The sequence below is a fragment of the Mycobacterium sp. NGS63 genome, assembly GCF_059812295.1.
The window spans coordinates 26,454-40,111 of record NZ_JCALCJ010000014.1 but is presented as its reverse complement, the minus strand read 5'-3'; the positions used below and the strand labels follow the sequence as shown (position 1 = coordinate 40,111).

13 protein-coding genes are annotated in these 13,658 nt (G+C 69.6%); 6 read left to right on the top strand and 7 right to left on the bottom strand.

Annotation, left to right across the window (positions count from 1 at the left end):
• Positions 1 to 34: 34 nt before the first annotated feature.
• From AC5Y4Z_RS25875 to AC5Y4Z_RS25860, 4 genes are all read right to left on the bottom strand, one after another.
• A complete protein-coding gene (locus AC5Y4Z_RS25875; protein WP_499967885.1) occupies positions 35 to 1,198 on the bottom strand; it encodes a cystathionine gamma-synthase in 1,164 nt (387 codons plus the stop codon).
• Positions 1,199 to 1,225: 27 nt separating this feature from the next.
• Entirely contained in the window at positions 1,226 to 1,879 is a 654-nt protein-coding gene (locus tag AC5Y4Z_RS25870; RefSeq protein WP_499967884.1) for an RDD family protein, read from the bottom strand.
• Positions 1,880 to 1,951: 72 nt separating this feature from the next.
• The gene (locus AC5Y4Z_RS25865; RefSeq protein WP_499967883.1) at positions 1,952 to 3,358 is read right to left on the bottom strand and encodes a cystathionine beta-synthase; all 1,407 of its coding nucleotides are present in this window, start codon (positions 3,356 to 3,358) and stop codon (positions 1,952 to 1,954) included.
• Between the two features lie 53 nt (positions 3,359 to 3,411).
• Positions 3,412 to 4,488 carry an alpha/beta hydrolase gene (locus AC5Y4Z_RS25860; RefSeq protein WP_499967882.1) on the bottom strand — a complete coding sequence of 359 codons (1,077 nt, stop codon included), beginning with the start codon at positions 4,486 to 4,488 and terminating at the stop codon, positions 3,412 to 3,414.
• A 243-nt stretch (positions 4,489 to 4,731) separates the two neighbouring features.
• Here AC5Y4Z_RS25860 and AC5Y4Z_RS25855 point away from each other — a divergent pair, with 243 nt between their 5' ends.
• The 3 genes from AC5Y4Z_RS25855 (at position 4,732) to AC5Y4Z_RS25845 (ending at position 7,907) form a co-directional block, all read left to right on the top strand.
• Positions 4,732 to 5,601 (top strand): SGNH/GDSL hydrolase family protein, encoded by an 870-nt coding sequence (locus AC5Y4Z_RS25855; RefSeq protein ID WP_499967887.1) that lies wholly within the window; start codon positions 4,732 to 4,734, stop codon positions 5,599 to 5,601.
• 133 nt (positions 5,602 to 5,734) lie between these two features.
• Entirely contained in the window at positions 5,735 to 6,952 is a 1,218-nt protein-coding gene (locus AC5Y4Z_RS25850; RefSeq protein ID WP_499967881.1) for an acetyl-CoA C-acetyltransferase, read from the top strand.
• A 100-nt stretch (positions 6,953 to 7,052) separates the two neighbouring features.
• Positions 7,053 to 7,907 (top strand): type IV toxin-antitoxin system AbiEi family antitoxin, encoded by an 855-nt coding sequence (locus AC5Y4Z_RS25845; protein WP_499967880.1) that lies wholly within the window; start codon positions 7,053 to 7,055, stop codon positions 7,905 to 7,907.
• A gap of 97 nt (positions 7,908 to 8,004) precedes the next feature.
• Here AC5Y4Z_RS25845 and AC5Y4Z_RS25840 read toward each other — a convergent pair whose 3' ends face one another.
• The gene (locus AC5Y4Z_RS25840) at positions 8,005 to 8,856 is read right to left on the bottom strand and encodes a Bax inhibitor-1/YccA family protein (protein WP_499967879.1); all 852 of its coding nucleotides are present in this window, start codon (positions 8,854 to 8,856) and stop codon (positions 8,005 to 8,007) included.
• A 201-nt stretch (positions 8,857 to 9,057) separates the two neighbouring features.
• Between AC5Y4Z_RS25840 and AC5Y4Z_RS25835 the strand changes: the two genes are divergently transcribed.
• Genes AC5Y4Z_RS25835 through AC5Y4Z_RS25825 form a run of 3 tightly spaced genes read left to right on the top strand, consistent with a single transcriptional unit; the run spans position 9,058 to position 12,627 of the window.
• The gene (locus AC5Y4Z_RS25835) at positions 9,058 to 10,095 is read left to right on the top strand and encodes an enoyl-CoA hydratase/isomerase family protein (protein WP_499967878.1); all 1,038 of its coding nucleotides are present in this window, start codon (positions 9,058 to 9,060) and stop codon (positions 10,093 to 10,095) included.
• Positions 10,096 to 10,107: 12 nt separating this feature from the next.
• Positions 10,108 to 10,890 carry an enoyl-CoA hydratase gene (locus AC5Y4Z_RS25830; RefSeq protein ID WP_499967877.1) on the top strand — a complete coding sequence of 261 codons (783 nt, stop codon included), beginning with the start codon at positions 10,108 to 10,110 and terminating at the stop codon, positions 10,888 to 10,890.
• A 9-nt stretch (positions 10,891 to 10,899) separates the two neighbouring features.
• Positions 10,900 to 12,627 (top strand): alpha/beta hydrolase, encoded by a 1,728-nt coding sequence (locus tag AC5Y4Z_RS25825; RefSeq protein WP_499967876.1) that lies wholly within the window; start codon positions 10,900 to 10,902, stop codon positions 12,625 to 12,627.
• Here the strand turns inward: AC5Y4Z_RS25825 and AC5Y4Z_RS25820 are convergent.
• Both AC5Y4Z_RS25820 and AC5Y4Z_RS25815 read right to left on the bottom strand, forming a co-directional pair.
• On the bottom strand, positions 12,598 to 13,017 hold the full coding sequence (locus AC5Y4Z_RS25820) for a rhodanese-like domain-containing protein (protein WP_499967875.1): 420 nt from the start codon (positions 13,015 to 13,017) through the stop codon (positions 12,598 to 12,600). The genes AC5Y4Z_RS25825 and AC5Y4Z_RS25820 overlap by 30 nt on opposite strands.
• Complete coding sequence (locus tag AC5Y4Z_RS25815; RefSeq protein ID WP_499967874.1) at positions 13,017 to 13,589, bottom strand: cupin domain-containing protein; 573 nt, start codon at positions 13,587 to 13,589, stop codon at positions 13,017 to 13,019. Before AC5Y4Z_RS25815 ends, AC5Y4Z_RS25820 begins: the two co-directional genes overlap by 1 nt.
• Positions 13,590 to 13,658: the final 69 nt, after the last annotated feature.

Genomic DNA, 13,658 nt, shown 5'->3' with positions numbered 1-13,658 from the left:
GACGTGCGGGTGCTTTTGCGTCTGCTCGCGGTGACTAACCGAGCGCCGCCTCCAGGTCGGCCAGCAAGTCGGCGACGTCCTCGATGCCGACCGACAGCCGCACCAGGTCGTCGGGCACCTCCAGTTGCGAGCCGGCCGTCGACGCGTGCGTCATGGCGCTGGGCAGCTCGATCAGCGACTCGACGCCGCCCAGCGACTCGGCCAGGATGAACACCTCGGTGCCCGCGCACAGCTTTTCGGCGGCCCGCCGCCCGCCGCGCATGCGCACCGAGACCATGCCGCCGAAGCCGCGCATCTGCCGGGCGGCGATGTCGTGCCCGGGATGGCCGGGCAGGCCCGGATACAGCACCGCGTCCACCGCGGGGTGTTCGGCGAGGAATTCCGCGACGGCCAAAGCGTTTTCGCTGTGCCGCTGCATCCGCAGCACCAGCGTCTTCAGGCCGCGCATCGTCAGGTAGGCGTCGAACGGGCCGGGCACCGCGCCCGCCCCGTTCTGCAGGAAGGCGAAGGCGTCGTCGAGTTCGGCGTCGTTGGTGATCAGCGCCCCGCCCACCACGTCGGAGTGCCCGCCGATGTATTTGGTGGTCGAGTGCAGCGCGACGTCGGCGCCCAGCGTCAGCGGCTGCTGCAGCGCGGGCGACGCAAAGGTGTTGTCCACCAACACCTTTGCCGAACGCCGCTTGCCGAGTTCGGCGATCGCGGCGATGTCGGCGATGGTCAGCAGCGGATTGGTCGGGGTTTCCACCCAGACCAGCCGGGTCGCCGGCGTGATCGCGGCGGCCACGGCGTCGAGGTCGGACAGCGCCACCGGGGTATACGAGACGTTCCACCTCGTGAACACCTTGTCGATCAGCCGGAACGTGCCGCCGTAGGCGTCGTTGGGGATGACGACGTGGTCGCCGGGGCGCAGCATCGCCCGCAGCGCGCAGTCGGTGGCGGCCATCCCCGAGCCGAACGCCCGCGCGTGGGCGCCGTCTTCGACGGCCGCCAGCGCGGCCTCCAGCGCGGTCCTGGTCGGGTTACCGGTGCGGGCGTATTCGAATCCGCCACGCAAGCCGCCGACACCGTCCTGGGCGAAGGTGCTGCTGGCGTAGATCGGCGCGTTGACCGCCCCGGTCGCCGGGTCCGGGCGGTAGCCGGCGTGAATGGCTTTGGTCGCCAGCCCGGTGAATCGGTGTGCCTTACGGTCCTCGCTCATCGAGGACCAGCCTAGTGACCCGGCCGCTCAGGCTCCTTCGATCGGCAGGCACACCGTCGTCATGATCTTGTCCGCCAACGTTTGTCGCTTGGCGTCCCACAGCGGAAACAGGTAGCCGATGTAGCAGATGATCTGGTCGACGAAGTGCGCGATCTGGCGCACCACCGACATCCCGAAACCGATCGGCTGGCCGGTGACCTCGCTGACGACCTTGAACTTCATCACCGACTTGCCGACGCTCGAGCCCGTCGTCCCCTGCCGGTAGCCGTAGTTCCAGACCAGGTAGGCCACCGCGGCCAGCCACGCCAACCAGAACACCAGCATGCCCAGGCCGCTGGTCTGGGTCACGCAGTACTGGTTGACGCTGTACTGGGTGATGTCGCTGGTGCACGTCTGTTGCGTGGTGAGCGCCTGGACCAGCGCACCGATGCCGACCAGGACCGCCGCCGGGATGTAGTCGATGAGGAACGCCAGCACCCGGGTGAGCCAGGGCGTGTAGGACTCCGTCGGCAGGGCGCGGATCGCCGGCCCGGGCGGGGGCGGCGCAAACCCGCCCGACGAAGGGGGCGGCGGCGGGTAGGAACCCCCGCCGGGGGGCGGCGGCGGTGGCGGGGGCTGGTGCCCACCCGGCGGACCGGGCGGCGGCTGGTAGGACTCGCCGGGCGACGGTTGATCGGTCATGGGCAACCCTCCAGTGCGTTAGCTGAACCAGGCCGCATTACAGTACCTGAGGCCGCACGGGCGCGCGCCCCGCTAACGCCGGCCGGACAGCCCGCGGGGACCCTCCGACAGGAAGCCCAACAAGTCGTAGCGGGTGATGACCCCGACCGGCTTTCCCTGCTCCACCACCATCAGCGCGTCCCAGTCGCGCAGCGCCTTGCCGGCCGCGCCGACCAACTCGCCGGCGCCGATCATCGGCAGCGGCGGGCTCATGTGCAGCGCGACGGCGTCGGCCAGTTTCGCCCGGCCCTCGAAGACCGCGGACAGTAGCTCGCGTTCGGACACGCTGCCGGCGACCTCGCCGGCCATCACCGGCGGCTCGGCGCCGACGACGGGCATCTGCGACACCCCGTACTCGCGCAGGATGCCGATCGCGTCGCGCACCGTCTCCGACGGGTGGGTGTGCACCAGGTCGGGCAGCTCCCCCGATTTGCGGCGCAGCACGTCGCCGACCGAGGCCTCCTCGGTCGACCCGTCGAGGCGGGCGCGCAGGAACCCGTACGACGACATCCACGCGTCGTTGAAGATCTTGGACATGTAGCCGCGCCCGCCGTCGGGCAGCAGGACCACGACCAGCGCGTCGGGGCCGGCCTCCTCGGCGACCTTGAGCGCGGCCACCACCGCCATCCCGCACGACCCGCCGACCAGCATCGCCTCTTCGCGCGCCAGCCGCCGCGTCATGTTGAACGAGTCGGAGTCGGAGACCGCGACGATCTCGTCGGGCACGGTGCGGTCGTAGGCCTGCGGCCAGAAGTCCTCGCCGACGCCCTCGACCAGATACGGCCGCCCGCTGCCGCCGGAGTACACCGAGCCCTCCGGGTCGGCGCCGACGATGCGGACCCGCCCGCCGGACACCTCTTTGAGGTAGCGGCCGGCGCCGGTGATCGTCCCGCCGGTGCCGATGCCGGCGACGAAATGGGTGATCTTGCCGTCGGTGTCGGCCCAGATCTCCGGGCCGGTGGTGGCGTAGTGGCTGGCCGGCCCCTCGGGGTTGGCGTACTGGTCGGGCTTCCAGGCGCCGTCGATCTCGGTGACCAGCCGGTCGGAGACGCTGTAGTAGCTGTCCGGGTGGTCGGGCGGCACGGCCGTCGGGCACACCACGACCTCGGCGCCGTAGGCCATCAGCACGTTGCGCTTGTCCTCGCTGACCTTGTCGGGGCAGACGAACACGCACTTGTACCCGCGGTGCTGGGCCACCAGGGCCAGCCCGACGCCGGTGTTGCCCGACGTGGGTTCGACGATCGTGCCGCCCGGCCGCAGCTGCCCGCTGGCCTCCGCGGCGTCGATCATCTTCACCGCGATCCGGTCCTTGGAGCTGCCGCCCGGGTTGAGGTACTCGACCTTGGCCGCCACGATCCCGGCGCCGTCGGGCACGACGGAGTTCAGCCGAACCAGCGGGGTGCCGCCGATGAGGTCACTGATGTGCTGCGCGATCCGCATACGTCCATCGTCTCAGGCGGTTTCGGGCGGCGCACATCCGCCGGTCGGCCGCGTTAGCCGGTGGCTTCGCGGATGTAGTCGCCGATCTGGCGCAGCGAACGGATCGCCTCCGGCACCAGCGGCGCGGCCAGCTGGAAGTCGTGGACCTGACCCGGCCAGACCCGCACCTCGGCCGGCACCCCGACGGCCGCCAGCCGGCTCGCCGCCAGCTGCGCGTCGTGCAGCAGCACCTCGGATCCGGAGACGTGGATGAGCGTCCGCGGCAGGCCGGGCTTGATGTGCTCGAGGGGCTCGTAAACCTCTTCGGGTTTGCCGTCGACGATCCGCTTTTCGGCCGCGCCAGCAACCAACTCGACGAGCGCGTCGAACGCCTTCGCGGGGAACATCGCATCGGATTTGATGTTGGGGTGCGCCTGCTTGCATTCCTTTGCTAGCTGCAGCAGTGGCGAGATCGCCACCAGCGCCGCGGGCACCTCGGTTTCGGGCCCTTCCTCCTGCAGCCGCTGCGCCAGGGCGAGCGCCAGATATCCGCCGGCGGAGTCACCGGCCAGCACGATCTGGTCCGGCTGGTAGCCGCGCTCGCGCAGCCACCGGTAGGCGTCGTGGCAGTCGTCGAGCGCCATGCCGATCGAATGCTTGGGCAACAGCCGGTAGTTGACCACCAGCACCGGCGAGTCAGCAAACTTCGACAGCGCCTCGACGAGGCGGCCGTGGGAGTTTGCTCCACAGGTCAAGAACGCGCCGCCGTGCAGATAGACGATGACCCGTCGGGTGCCGTCCGCGGGCAGCACGCCGGGGGCGCGGACGAGCTGAGCCGAGGCGTTAGGTAAGTTCACGGTCTCGCGGACGGTGGCCGACACCGGCAGCAGGACCCGGGCCGCGACGTCGATGAGGCCCCACGGCCACGGCAGGTTGGGAACGTGACTACCGACCGCAAGCACCGGCCGGATGGTGAGCCGCGAGGCCAAGTTGGCGACCCGCGCAGCAACGCTGGGGCCGGACTCGAGGACCTCGACCGGCGTGCCGTCGCTGATGGCAAATCTGCGTGCCTCAACTCTACGTCGTTTGAGGACCTCGTGTGGCCGAATGGTATTCCGGGGTGAGCCGGATACCTTGCTAGGTGCGGTCATGCTCAACACTTCCTACGCCTTTGTAGTCCGATACAGCATGTGACGAGGCAGCCAAGCGTCTGGTTCAGCCCGATCGCCAGGGCGTTCAGCCAACCCCTTGAACTTAGCTTGACAGGCGTTACTGAGTAGAACATTTGAAGAATCTGATTTGATACCACATTTGATTCACAACGTGACCACTTTGTTTAGAAGCCGCCCGCGCAAACCCCGGAGCAGATCTAAACTGATGGAGTGACCATCCGGGTGCCGCGTCGGTCGACGATCGCCCTGGCCACAGCGGGGGCGCTCGCTTCGACGGGCACGGCCTATCTGGGGGCGCGCAACCTGCTGGTCGGCCAGGCGGCGCACACGCGCACCGTCATCCCGAAGGCGTGGGACGCCCCGCCGCGCGCCGACGGCGTGTACACCCGCGGCGGCGGGCCCGCGCAGCGCTGGCACCGCGGGATGCCCGTCGACCTGCATTTGATGATCTTCGGCGACTCCACGGCCACCGGTTACGGCTGCCGCGGCGCCGAGGAAGTGCCCGGCGTGCTGATCGCGCGCGGGCTGGCCGAGCGCACCGGGCAGGCCGTCCGCCTGAGCACCAAGGCCATCGTCGGGGCCACCTCGAAAGGCGTTGCCGGGCAAGTCGATGCGATGTTCGTGGCCGGACCGCCGCCGGACGTGGCGGTGATGATGCTCGGCGCCAACGACGTGACCGCGCTCAACGGCATCAGCCAGTCGGCGGAGCGGCTGGGCTCCACGGTCCGCAGGCTGCGCGCCCGCGGCGCGGTGGTGATCGTGGGCACCTGCCCGGATCTCGGGGTCATCAGCGCCATCCCGCAGCCACTGCGGTCGCTGGCGCACGCCCGGACGACGCAGCTCGCCCGCGCCCAGGCCGCCGCCGTCCGCGCGGCCGGCGGCGTGCCCGTCCCGATGGCCCAGCTGCTCGCGCCCCGATTCCGCGCCGCGCCCGATCTGATGTTCTCCGCCGACGGCTACCACCCCTCCGCGGCCGCCTACGCGCTGGCCGCCGAGGTGCTGCTGCGCGCGGTGCTCGACTGCTGGGCATCGAGGCCGAGTGGCCCGCCGCGGCGCCGGTCCTCGATCACGCCCACACGCGGCTCAGCGTGATGTCACGGCTGTGGCGGCGCCCGTCACCGGGATCGCTCGCCCCGTCGTCGTCCCTCCAGGCCGGCACCGACTAGATTTGAGCTAGCCCGTCGGCGAGCCCAGCCCCATCGGAACTGATCTGGAGTGAACTGCCATGCCTGAAGCCGTCATCGTCTCAGCCGCCCGCTCGCCGATAGGCCGCGCCATGAAGGGGTCGCTGGTGAACATGCGCCCCGACGACCTGGCCGCCCAGATGGTGCGCGCCGCGCTGGACAAGGTGCCCGCGCTGAACCCGCACCAGATCGACGACCTGATCCTGGGCTGTGGCCTGCCGGGCGGCGAGTCCGGCTTCAACATGGCCCGCGTCGTCGCCGTCGAGCTCGGCTACGACTTCCTGCCGGGCACCACCGTGAACCGGTACTGCTCGTCGTCGCTGCAGACGACGCGGATGGCGTTCCATGCGATCAAGGCCGGCGAGGGCGACGCGTTCATCTCGGCGGGCGTGGAGACCGTGTCGCGGTTCGGCAAGGGCAACTCCGACTCGTGGCCCGACACCAAGAACCCGCTGTTCAACGAGGCCCAGGAGCGTTCGGCGGCGGCCGCCGCCGGCGCCGACGAGTGGCACGACCCGCGCGCCGACGGGAACCTGCCCGACGTGTACATCGCGATGGGCCAGACCGCCGAGAACGTCGCCATCATGACCGGGATCAGCCGCGAAGACCAGGACCGCTGGGGGGTGCGCAGCCAGAACCGCGCCGAGGAGGCGATCAAGAGCGGGCACTTCGAGCGCGAGATCACCCCGGTGACGCTGCCCGACGGCAGCACCGTGAGCACCGACGACGGCCCCCGGGCGGGCACCACCTACGAGAAGGTCGCCGAGCTCAAGCCGGTGTTCCGGCCCAACGGCACCGTGACCGCCGGCAACGCGTGCCCCCTCAACGACGGCGCGGCCGCGTTGGTGATCACCAGCGACACCAAGGCCAAGGAGCTGGGCCTGACGCCGCTGGCCCGCATCGTGTCCACCGGGGTCAGCGGGCTGTCCCCGGAGATCATGGGCCTGGGCCCGATCGAGGCGTCCAAGAAGGCGCTGGAGCGCGCCGGCATGTCGATCAACGACATCGACCTGTACGAGATCAACGAGGCGTTCGCGGTCCAGGTGCTGGGTTCGGCGCGCGAGCTGGGCATGGACGAGGACAGGCTGAACGTGTCCGGCGGGGCGATCGCGCTGGGCCACCCGTTCGGCATGACCGGCGCGCGCATCGCCACCACGCTGATCAACAACCTGCAGACGCACGACAAGACGCTGGGCCTGGAGACCATGTGTGTCGGCGGCGGGCAGGGCATGGCGATGGTGATCGAGCGCCTGTCCTAATTGGCGTTGACTCTGCGTCTATGGCGCAGAAGTGCGAGTGGGCCGCGCAGTCAGCGCAGAGTCAACGCAGAGTGTCGGTGTGGGCTGCCACCATGCGCGCATGGAGCCCGTCCGTCAGCCGTTCGTCGGCACCGAGGCGCTGGCCGCCGGCGAGGTCAATTGGCACGAGCTGCGCAAGTATTACCGCGCGATCATGCCGAACGTCTACATCGACAAACGCGTGCAGCCCTCGCTGCGACAGCGCGCCATGGCCGCCTGGCTCTGGTCGCGCCGGGAGGCGGTGGTTGCCGGCGCCGCGGCAGCGGCGATGCACGGCGCTAAATGGGTTGACGACGACGAGCCGGTCGAATTGATCTGGCGCAACGCCAGGGCGCCACGGGGCGTCGTCACCCGCGACCAGCTGCTGCTGAGTGACGAATCCCAACGGATCGATGGCCTTTCCGTGACGACCCCCGAGCGCACCGCGTTCGACATCGGCCGGCGTGACCCCCTCGGCCGCTCCGTCGCGCGCCTCGATGCCCTCGCCGCGGCCACCGACTTCAAGGTCAATGATGTCGAAGAGTTGGCCCGTCGCCATCGCCATACCCGTGGCTTACGTCAACTCGAGCGAGCGCTGGATATGGTCGACGCCGGAGCCCAGTCGCCAAAGGAGACATGGCTCCGCCTCCTGCTGATCAACGCGGGCTTCCCAAAACCCCGCACGCAGATCCCCGTGTTGGGCGCAGACGGCTTCCCCCGGTACTTCCTCGATATGGGCTGGGAGGACCTGATGGTGGCCGCCGAGTACGACGGCGAGCAGCATTGGACGAATCCGGAGCAATTCGCCACCGACGTCGAACGGCAGGAGTACATCGCCAAAGTCGGGTGGACGGTCGTGCGGGTTGTCTCGCGACAGCGCCCCGGCGACGTGATTCGTCGGGTTCGCCGGGCCTGGGATGCCCGCATTACGCGTTGACTCTGCGTCCATGGCGCAGAAGTGCGAGTGGGCCGCGCCGTGAGCGCAGACTCAACGCAAAAAGCCCCCGCGCAGTGCGGGGGCTTTGCGAACGCGCCTAGTCGTTCTGGAAGTAACTGAGCAGGCGCAGGATTTCCAGGTACAGCCAGACCAGCGTGACGGTCAGGCCCAGGGCGATGCCCCACGCCGCCTTGTCCGGCGCCCCGGCGCGGATCATCTGGTCGGCCGCGTCGAAGTCGATCAGGAAGCTGAACGCGGCGATGCCGATCATCACCAGCGAGAAGATGATCGCGATGGTGCCGCCGCTGCGCAGGCCCAGGCCGGTGCCGTGGTTGACGCCGAACATCGCCAGCACGAGGTTGCCGAGCATCAGGAACACCGCCCCGAACAACGCGGCCACCACCATGCGGGTGAACTTGGGCGTGACCCGGATGGCCCCGGTCTTGTAGACGACGAGCATGCCGAAGAAGACACCCAGCGTCCCGAGGATGGCCTCGCCGATCATCGCCCCGGCGTTGACCGTGCGGCCCGTGCCGACCGAGACCTGGAAGGTCAGCAGCAACGAGATGGCGCCCAGCGCCAGCCCCTCGAGCACGGCGTAGCTGAGCACGATCGCCGGGCTGTCCTGCTTGCGACCGAACGTGGCGATCAGGACCAGCACCAGGCCGCCGATCGCCCCGATGAAGGTCAGCGGCGCCGCCAGCGCGGGGCTGGTCGACGCCAGGAAGAAGGAAACGACCGCCGAGGTCATCAGCACGGCCAGCGTGATGCCGGTCTTGGTGACGACGTCGTCGATGGTCAGCGGCCGAGCGGCCCTGGTCTCCTGGTAGGGGACCGCCGCGTAGGGGTCCGCCTGGTAGTAGCCCTGGGCGGCGCCAGTGCCGAATTGCGCGTATCCGCCCCTCTGCTTGGGCAGCGAGCGAAATACCGGGTTACTTGTCTCCCGCACCGTCGGATCCTTCCTGATGACTGTGGATGACCTGCTCAACGATTAGCGGGCCATCCAGGTTCCCGCGGACGTGTCGTTCGACCTGTGCCGTTTGTCGTCGCAGATAAACATAACCCTTACCCGCGGCCACCGCTGCTCCCGTGACGATCTAGATTGCTGGTCGAGACCGGGCGGTGTCGAACTCGGAGGGAGGCTGGCCGCGTGACCGAGGATTCCGATGAGGTCCTGACTCGCGTCGACAACGGCATCGGCGTGATCACGCTCAACCGCCCCAAGGCGATCAACTCGCTGAATCACCCGATGGTCAGCGCGCTCAGCGACGTCCTCACCCGGTGGGAAAGCGACGACGCGGTGCGCGCGGTGGTGCTGACGGGGGCCGGTGAGCGCGGGCTGTGCGCCGGCGGCGACGTGGTGGCGGTGTACCACAGCGCCCGCAAGGACGGCGTCGAGGTGCGGCGGTTCTGGCGCGACGAGTATCTGCTCAACGGCCAGATCGGCCGGTTCGGCAAGCCGTACGTGTCGTTGATGGACGGCATCGTCATGGGCGGTGGCGTCGGCGTCAGCGCGCACGCCACCATCCGGGTGGTGACCGACACCTCCAAAATCGCCATGCCCGAGGTGGGCATCGGGTTCATCCCCGACGTCGGCGGGGCGTTTTTGCTGTCCCGCGCGCCGGGCGCGCTGGGGCTGCACGCCGCGCTGACCGGCGCGCCGTTTTCCGGATCCGACGCCATCGCACTGGGATTCGCCGACCACTACGTGCCGCACGGCGAACTCGAGGCGTTCACCGCGGCGATCATCGCCGACGGCGTGGATGCCGCGCTCACCCGCCATGCCCTCGAGCCTCCGCCGAGTGAGCTTGCCGCACAACGCGATTGGATCGACGAATGCTTCGCCGGCGACACCGTCGGGGACATCGTCGCGGCGCTGAAAGCCCACGGCGCGGAGCCGGCCAGAGCGGCGGCCGACCTGATCGCCACCCGCTCCCCCATCGCGGTGTCGGTGGCGCTGGAGGCGGTGCGCCGCGCGGCCAAACTGGACACGCTGGAAGACGTTCTGGTGCAGGACTATCGGGTGTCGAGCGCGTCGGCGCGCTCGCACGACCTGGTCGAGGGCATCCGCGCGCAGATCATCGACAAAGATCGCAACCCGAAGTGGTCGCCGGCGACGCTGGCCGACATCACCGCGGCGGACGTCGAGGCGTATTTCGAGCCGGTCGACGACGACCTGAGCTTCTAGGAGGGGCAGGGCATGGCCGAAAATGACTACGAAACCATCCTCGTCGAGCGCGATGAGCGGGTCGGGATCATCACGCTGAACCGCCCGCAGGCACTCAACGCCCTCAACAGCCAGGTGATGACCGAAGTCACCGGCGCGGCAGCCGAACTCGACGACGACCCCGGCATCGGCGCGATCGTCATCACCGGTTCGGCCAAGGCGTTCGCGGCCGGCGCCGACATCAAGGAGATGGCCGGCCTGACGTTCGCCGACGCGTTCGGCGCCGACTTCTTCGCCCCCTGGGCCAGACTGGCCGCCGTCCGCACCCCGACGATCGCCGCGGTGGCCGGGCACGCGCTGGGCGGCGGTTGCGAGCTGGCGATGATGTGCGATGTGATCATCGCCGCCGACACGGCGAAGTTCGGCCAACCGGAGATCAAACTCGGCGTGCTGCCGGGCATGGGCGGGTCCCAGCGGCTGACCCGCGCCATCGGCAAGGCCAAGGCCATGGACCTCATCCTGACCGGGCGCACCATCGACGCCGCGGAAGCCGAACGCAGCGGCCTGGTTTCGCGGGTGGTGCCGGCGGACGACCTGCTGACCGAGGCCAAGGCCGTCGCCACCACCATCTCGCAGATGTCGCGGTCGGCGGCGCGGATGGCCAAGGAGGCCGTCAACCGCGCCTTCGAATCCACCCTGACCGAGGGACTTCTCTACGAGCGCAGGCTGTTTCACTCCACGTTCGCGACCGAGGATCAGTCCGAGGGGATGACGGCGTTCATCGAGAAGCGGCCACCCAACTTCACCCACCGATAGGCCGCCCCGATGAGCGAACCGGGTCCCACGACGACCGTCCCCGAAGACGAGGCCGAGCCGGAAGCTCCCGAAGCCGAAGAGCCCCGCGAGGCCGGCCCCGCCAAGAAGCCTTGGTGGGTACGCCATTACACCTTCACCGGCACCGCCGTCGGCCTCATCTTCATCCTCTTTTCGCTGACGCCGTCGCTGCTGCCGCGCGGCGCGCTGTTCCAGGGGATCGTCAGCGGGGTCTCGGGGGCCATCGGCTACGGGATCGGCGTCTTCGCCGTCTGGCTCGTCCGCTATATGCGCACCCGCAAGCACAGCCCGCCGGCCCCGCGCTGGGCGTGGAAGGTGCTGGTGCCCGTCGGCGCGATCGGCATGGTGGGAATGGCGATCTGGTTCCACGTCTGGCAGGACAACGTGCGCGACCTGATGGGCGTCGAGCACCTCAAATGGTACGACTACCCCATCGCCGGGATCCTTTCGCTCGTAATCCTTTTCACGCTCGTCGAGATCGGCCAGTTCATCCGCTGGCTCGTCGCCTTCCTCGTCGGTGAGCTGGACCGCATCGCGCCGTTTCGGCTGTCGGTGACCATCGTCGTGGTCGCGTTGCTGGTGCTGACCGTCACCCTGCTCAACGGCGTGGTGCTGAAGTTCGCGATGCGCACCATGAACAACACCTTCGCGTCGGTGAACAACGAGATGACGCCGGACAGCGCGCCGCCGACGACCTCGCTGCGGTCCGGCGGCCCGGGGTCGCTGGTGTCGTGGGATTCGCTGGGCCACCAGGGCCGCATCTTCGTCAAGGGCGGCCCGCGGGTCGAGGATCTGACGGCGTTCAACGGGGCGCCGGCCACCGCGCCGATCCGGGCCTACGCCGGGCTGGACTCCGCCGACGGCATCACCGCCACCGCCGAACTCGCGGCGCGCGAACTGCAGCGCGAGGGCGGCCTGCAGCGCGCCGTCGTCGCGGTCGCGACGACAACCGGGACGGGCTGGATCAACGAGGCCGAAGCCTCGGCGCTGGAGTACATGTACAACGGCAACACCGCGATCGTGACCGTGCAGTACTCCTTCTTGCCGAGCTGGCTGTCGTTCCTGGTGGACCGGGAAAACGCCCGGCACGCGGGCCAGGCGCTGTTCGAGGCCGTCGACCGGCTGGTCCGCCAGATGCCCGAGGGCAAACGCCCCAAGCTCGTCGTGTTCGGCGAGAGCCTGGGATCGTTCGGCGGGGAGGCGCCGTTCATGAGCCTCAACAACGTGTTGGCCCGCACCGACGGCGCGTTGTTCAGCGGACCGACCTTCAACAACACCATCTGGACCGACCTGACCGCCACGCGCGACGCCGGCTCGCCCGAGTGGTTGCCGATCTACAACGACGGCCGCAACGTCCGCTTCGTCGCTCGCGCAAGCGATTTGGGACGACCCAACACCCCGTGGGACCACCCGCGGGTGGTCTATCTGCAGCACGCGTCGGACCCCATCGCCTGGTGGACGCCCGACCTGTTGTTCGCCCGGCCGAGCTGGCTGCGCGAACCGCGCGGCTACGACGTACTGCCCGACACCGAGTGGATCCCGGTCGTGACCTTCCTGCAGGTTTCGGCCGACATGGCCGTCGCCCAAAACGTGCCCGACGGGCACGGCCACCACTACGTCGCCGACGTCGCCGACGGCTGGGCGGCGGTGCTCTCACCGCCGGGGTGGACGCCGGACAAGACGGCCAGGCTACGGCCGTTGCTGCACGCCAGCGGATAGGGCCGGATCGGCGGCCAGCCGGTCCAGCACGCCGGCGCGGGCCAGCGCGTGATAGCCGCCGACGACGTCGGTGGCGCGGTGCAGGCCGATGTCGAGCAGCGCGGCGGCCGCCAGGCTCGAGGTGTAGCCCTCCGAGCACACGATCACCCATTCGACGTCGTCGCCGACGGCCTCGGGCAGCCTGGCGTCGCTGGTCGGGTCGCAGCGCCACTCCAGGACGTTGCGCTCGATCACCAGGGCGCCGGGCAGCGCGCCCTCGCGAAACCGCTGGGCCTGCGGCCGGATGTCGACCAGCACCGCCCCGCGGCCCAGCGCCTCGGGCACGTCGGCGGCCGGGAGGCGCTGCAGCCGGCGCCGGGCCGATCGCAGGACGACGTCGATGCGGCTCATCACGGCCCTTCCGGTTGGTCGGTCAGCTCGGTGCGCTGCCGGCGCAGCCTGTTGCGGTTGGTGACCTCGTAGTACGACATCGCCGTCAGCGGCGGCGAGTAGGCGTGCACGCTCAGCGTCGGGACGGACACCACGGTCGCGGCGGACGGCTCGGGGACGGGCCGCGGCGCCCACACCACGTCGTGCACCCAGCCCAGCGGGAAGCCGGCCTGGTCGCCGGCGTCCAGCCGGCGGCGCCGCAAACCCCTTCCGTCCCAACGGTATTCGTTGAGCGACCCGGACACCACGGTCAGCGCGCCCAGCGAGCCGCCGTGGTCGTGCAGCTCGGTGGACCGGCCGGGCACCCAGCTGATCAGCCAGATGTCGAGTTCGTCGTCGCCGTGGATGCGGGTGAACCAGCGCGTCGACTCCGGTATCCCGCCCTTGGGCAGCAGGTGGTCGCAGCGCCCGGACAGCACGTGGTCGGCGGCCTGGTCGGTGGCGTGCAGCAGATCGGGCACCCGCAGCCGGGTGGGTCCCGGCGACGGCGCCGGTGGGCGCAAGACAGCAGGGATAGCGACAGAAACAGACATCGGGGAGCTCCAGGGTCAACGGATGGGCGAGCGGCGGCGTCAGGGCCGACAACACTCGCAAAATCCGAA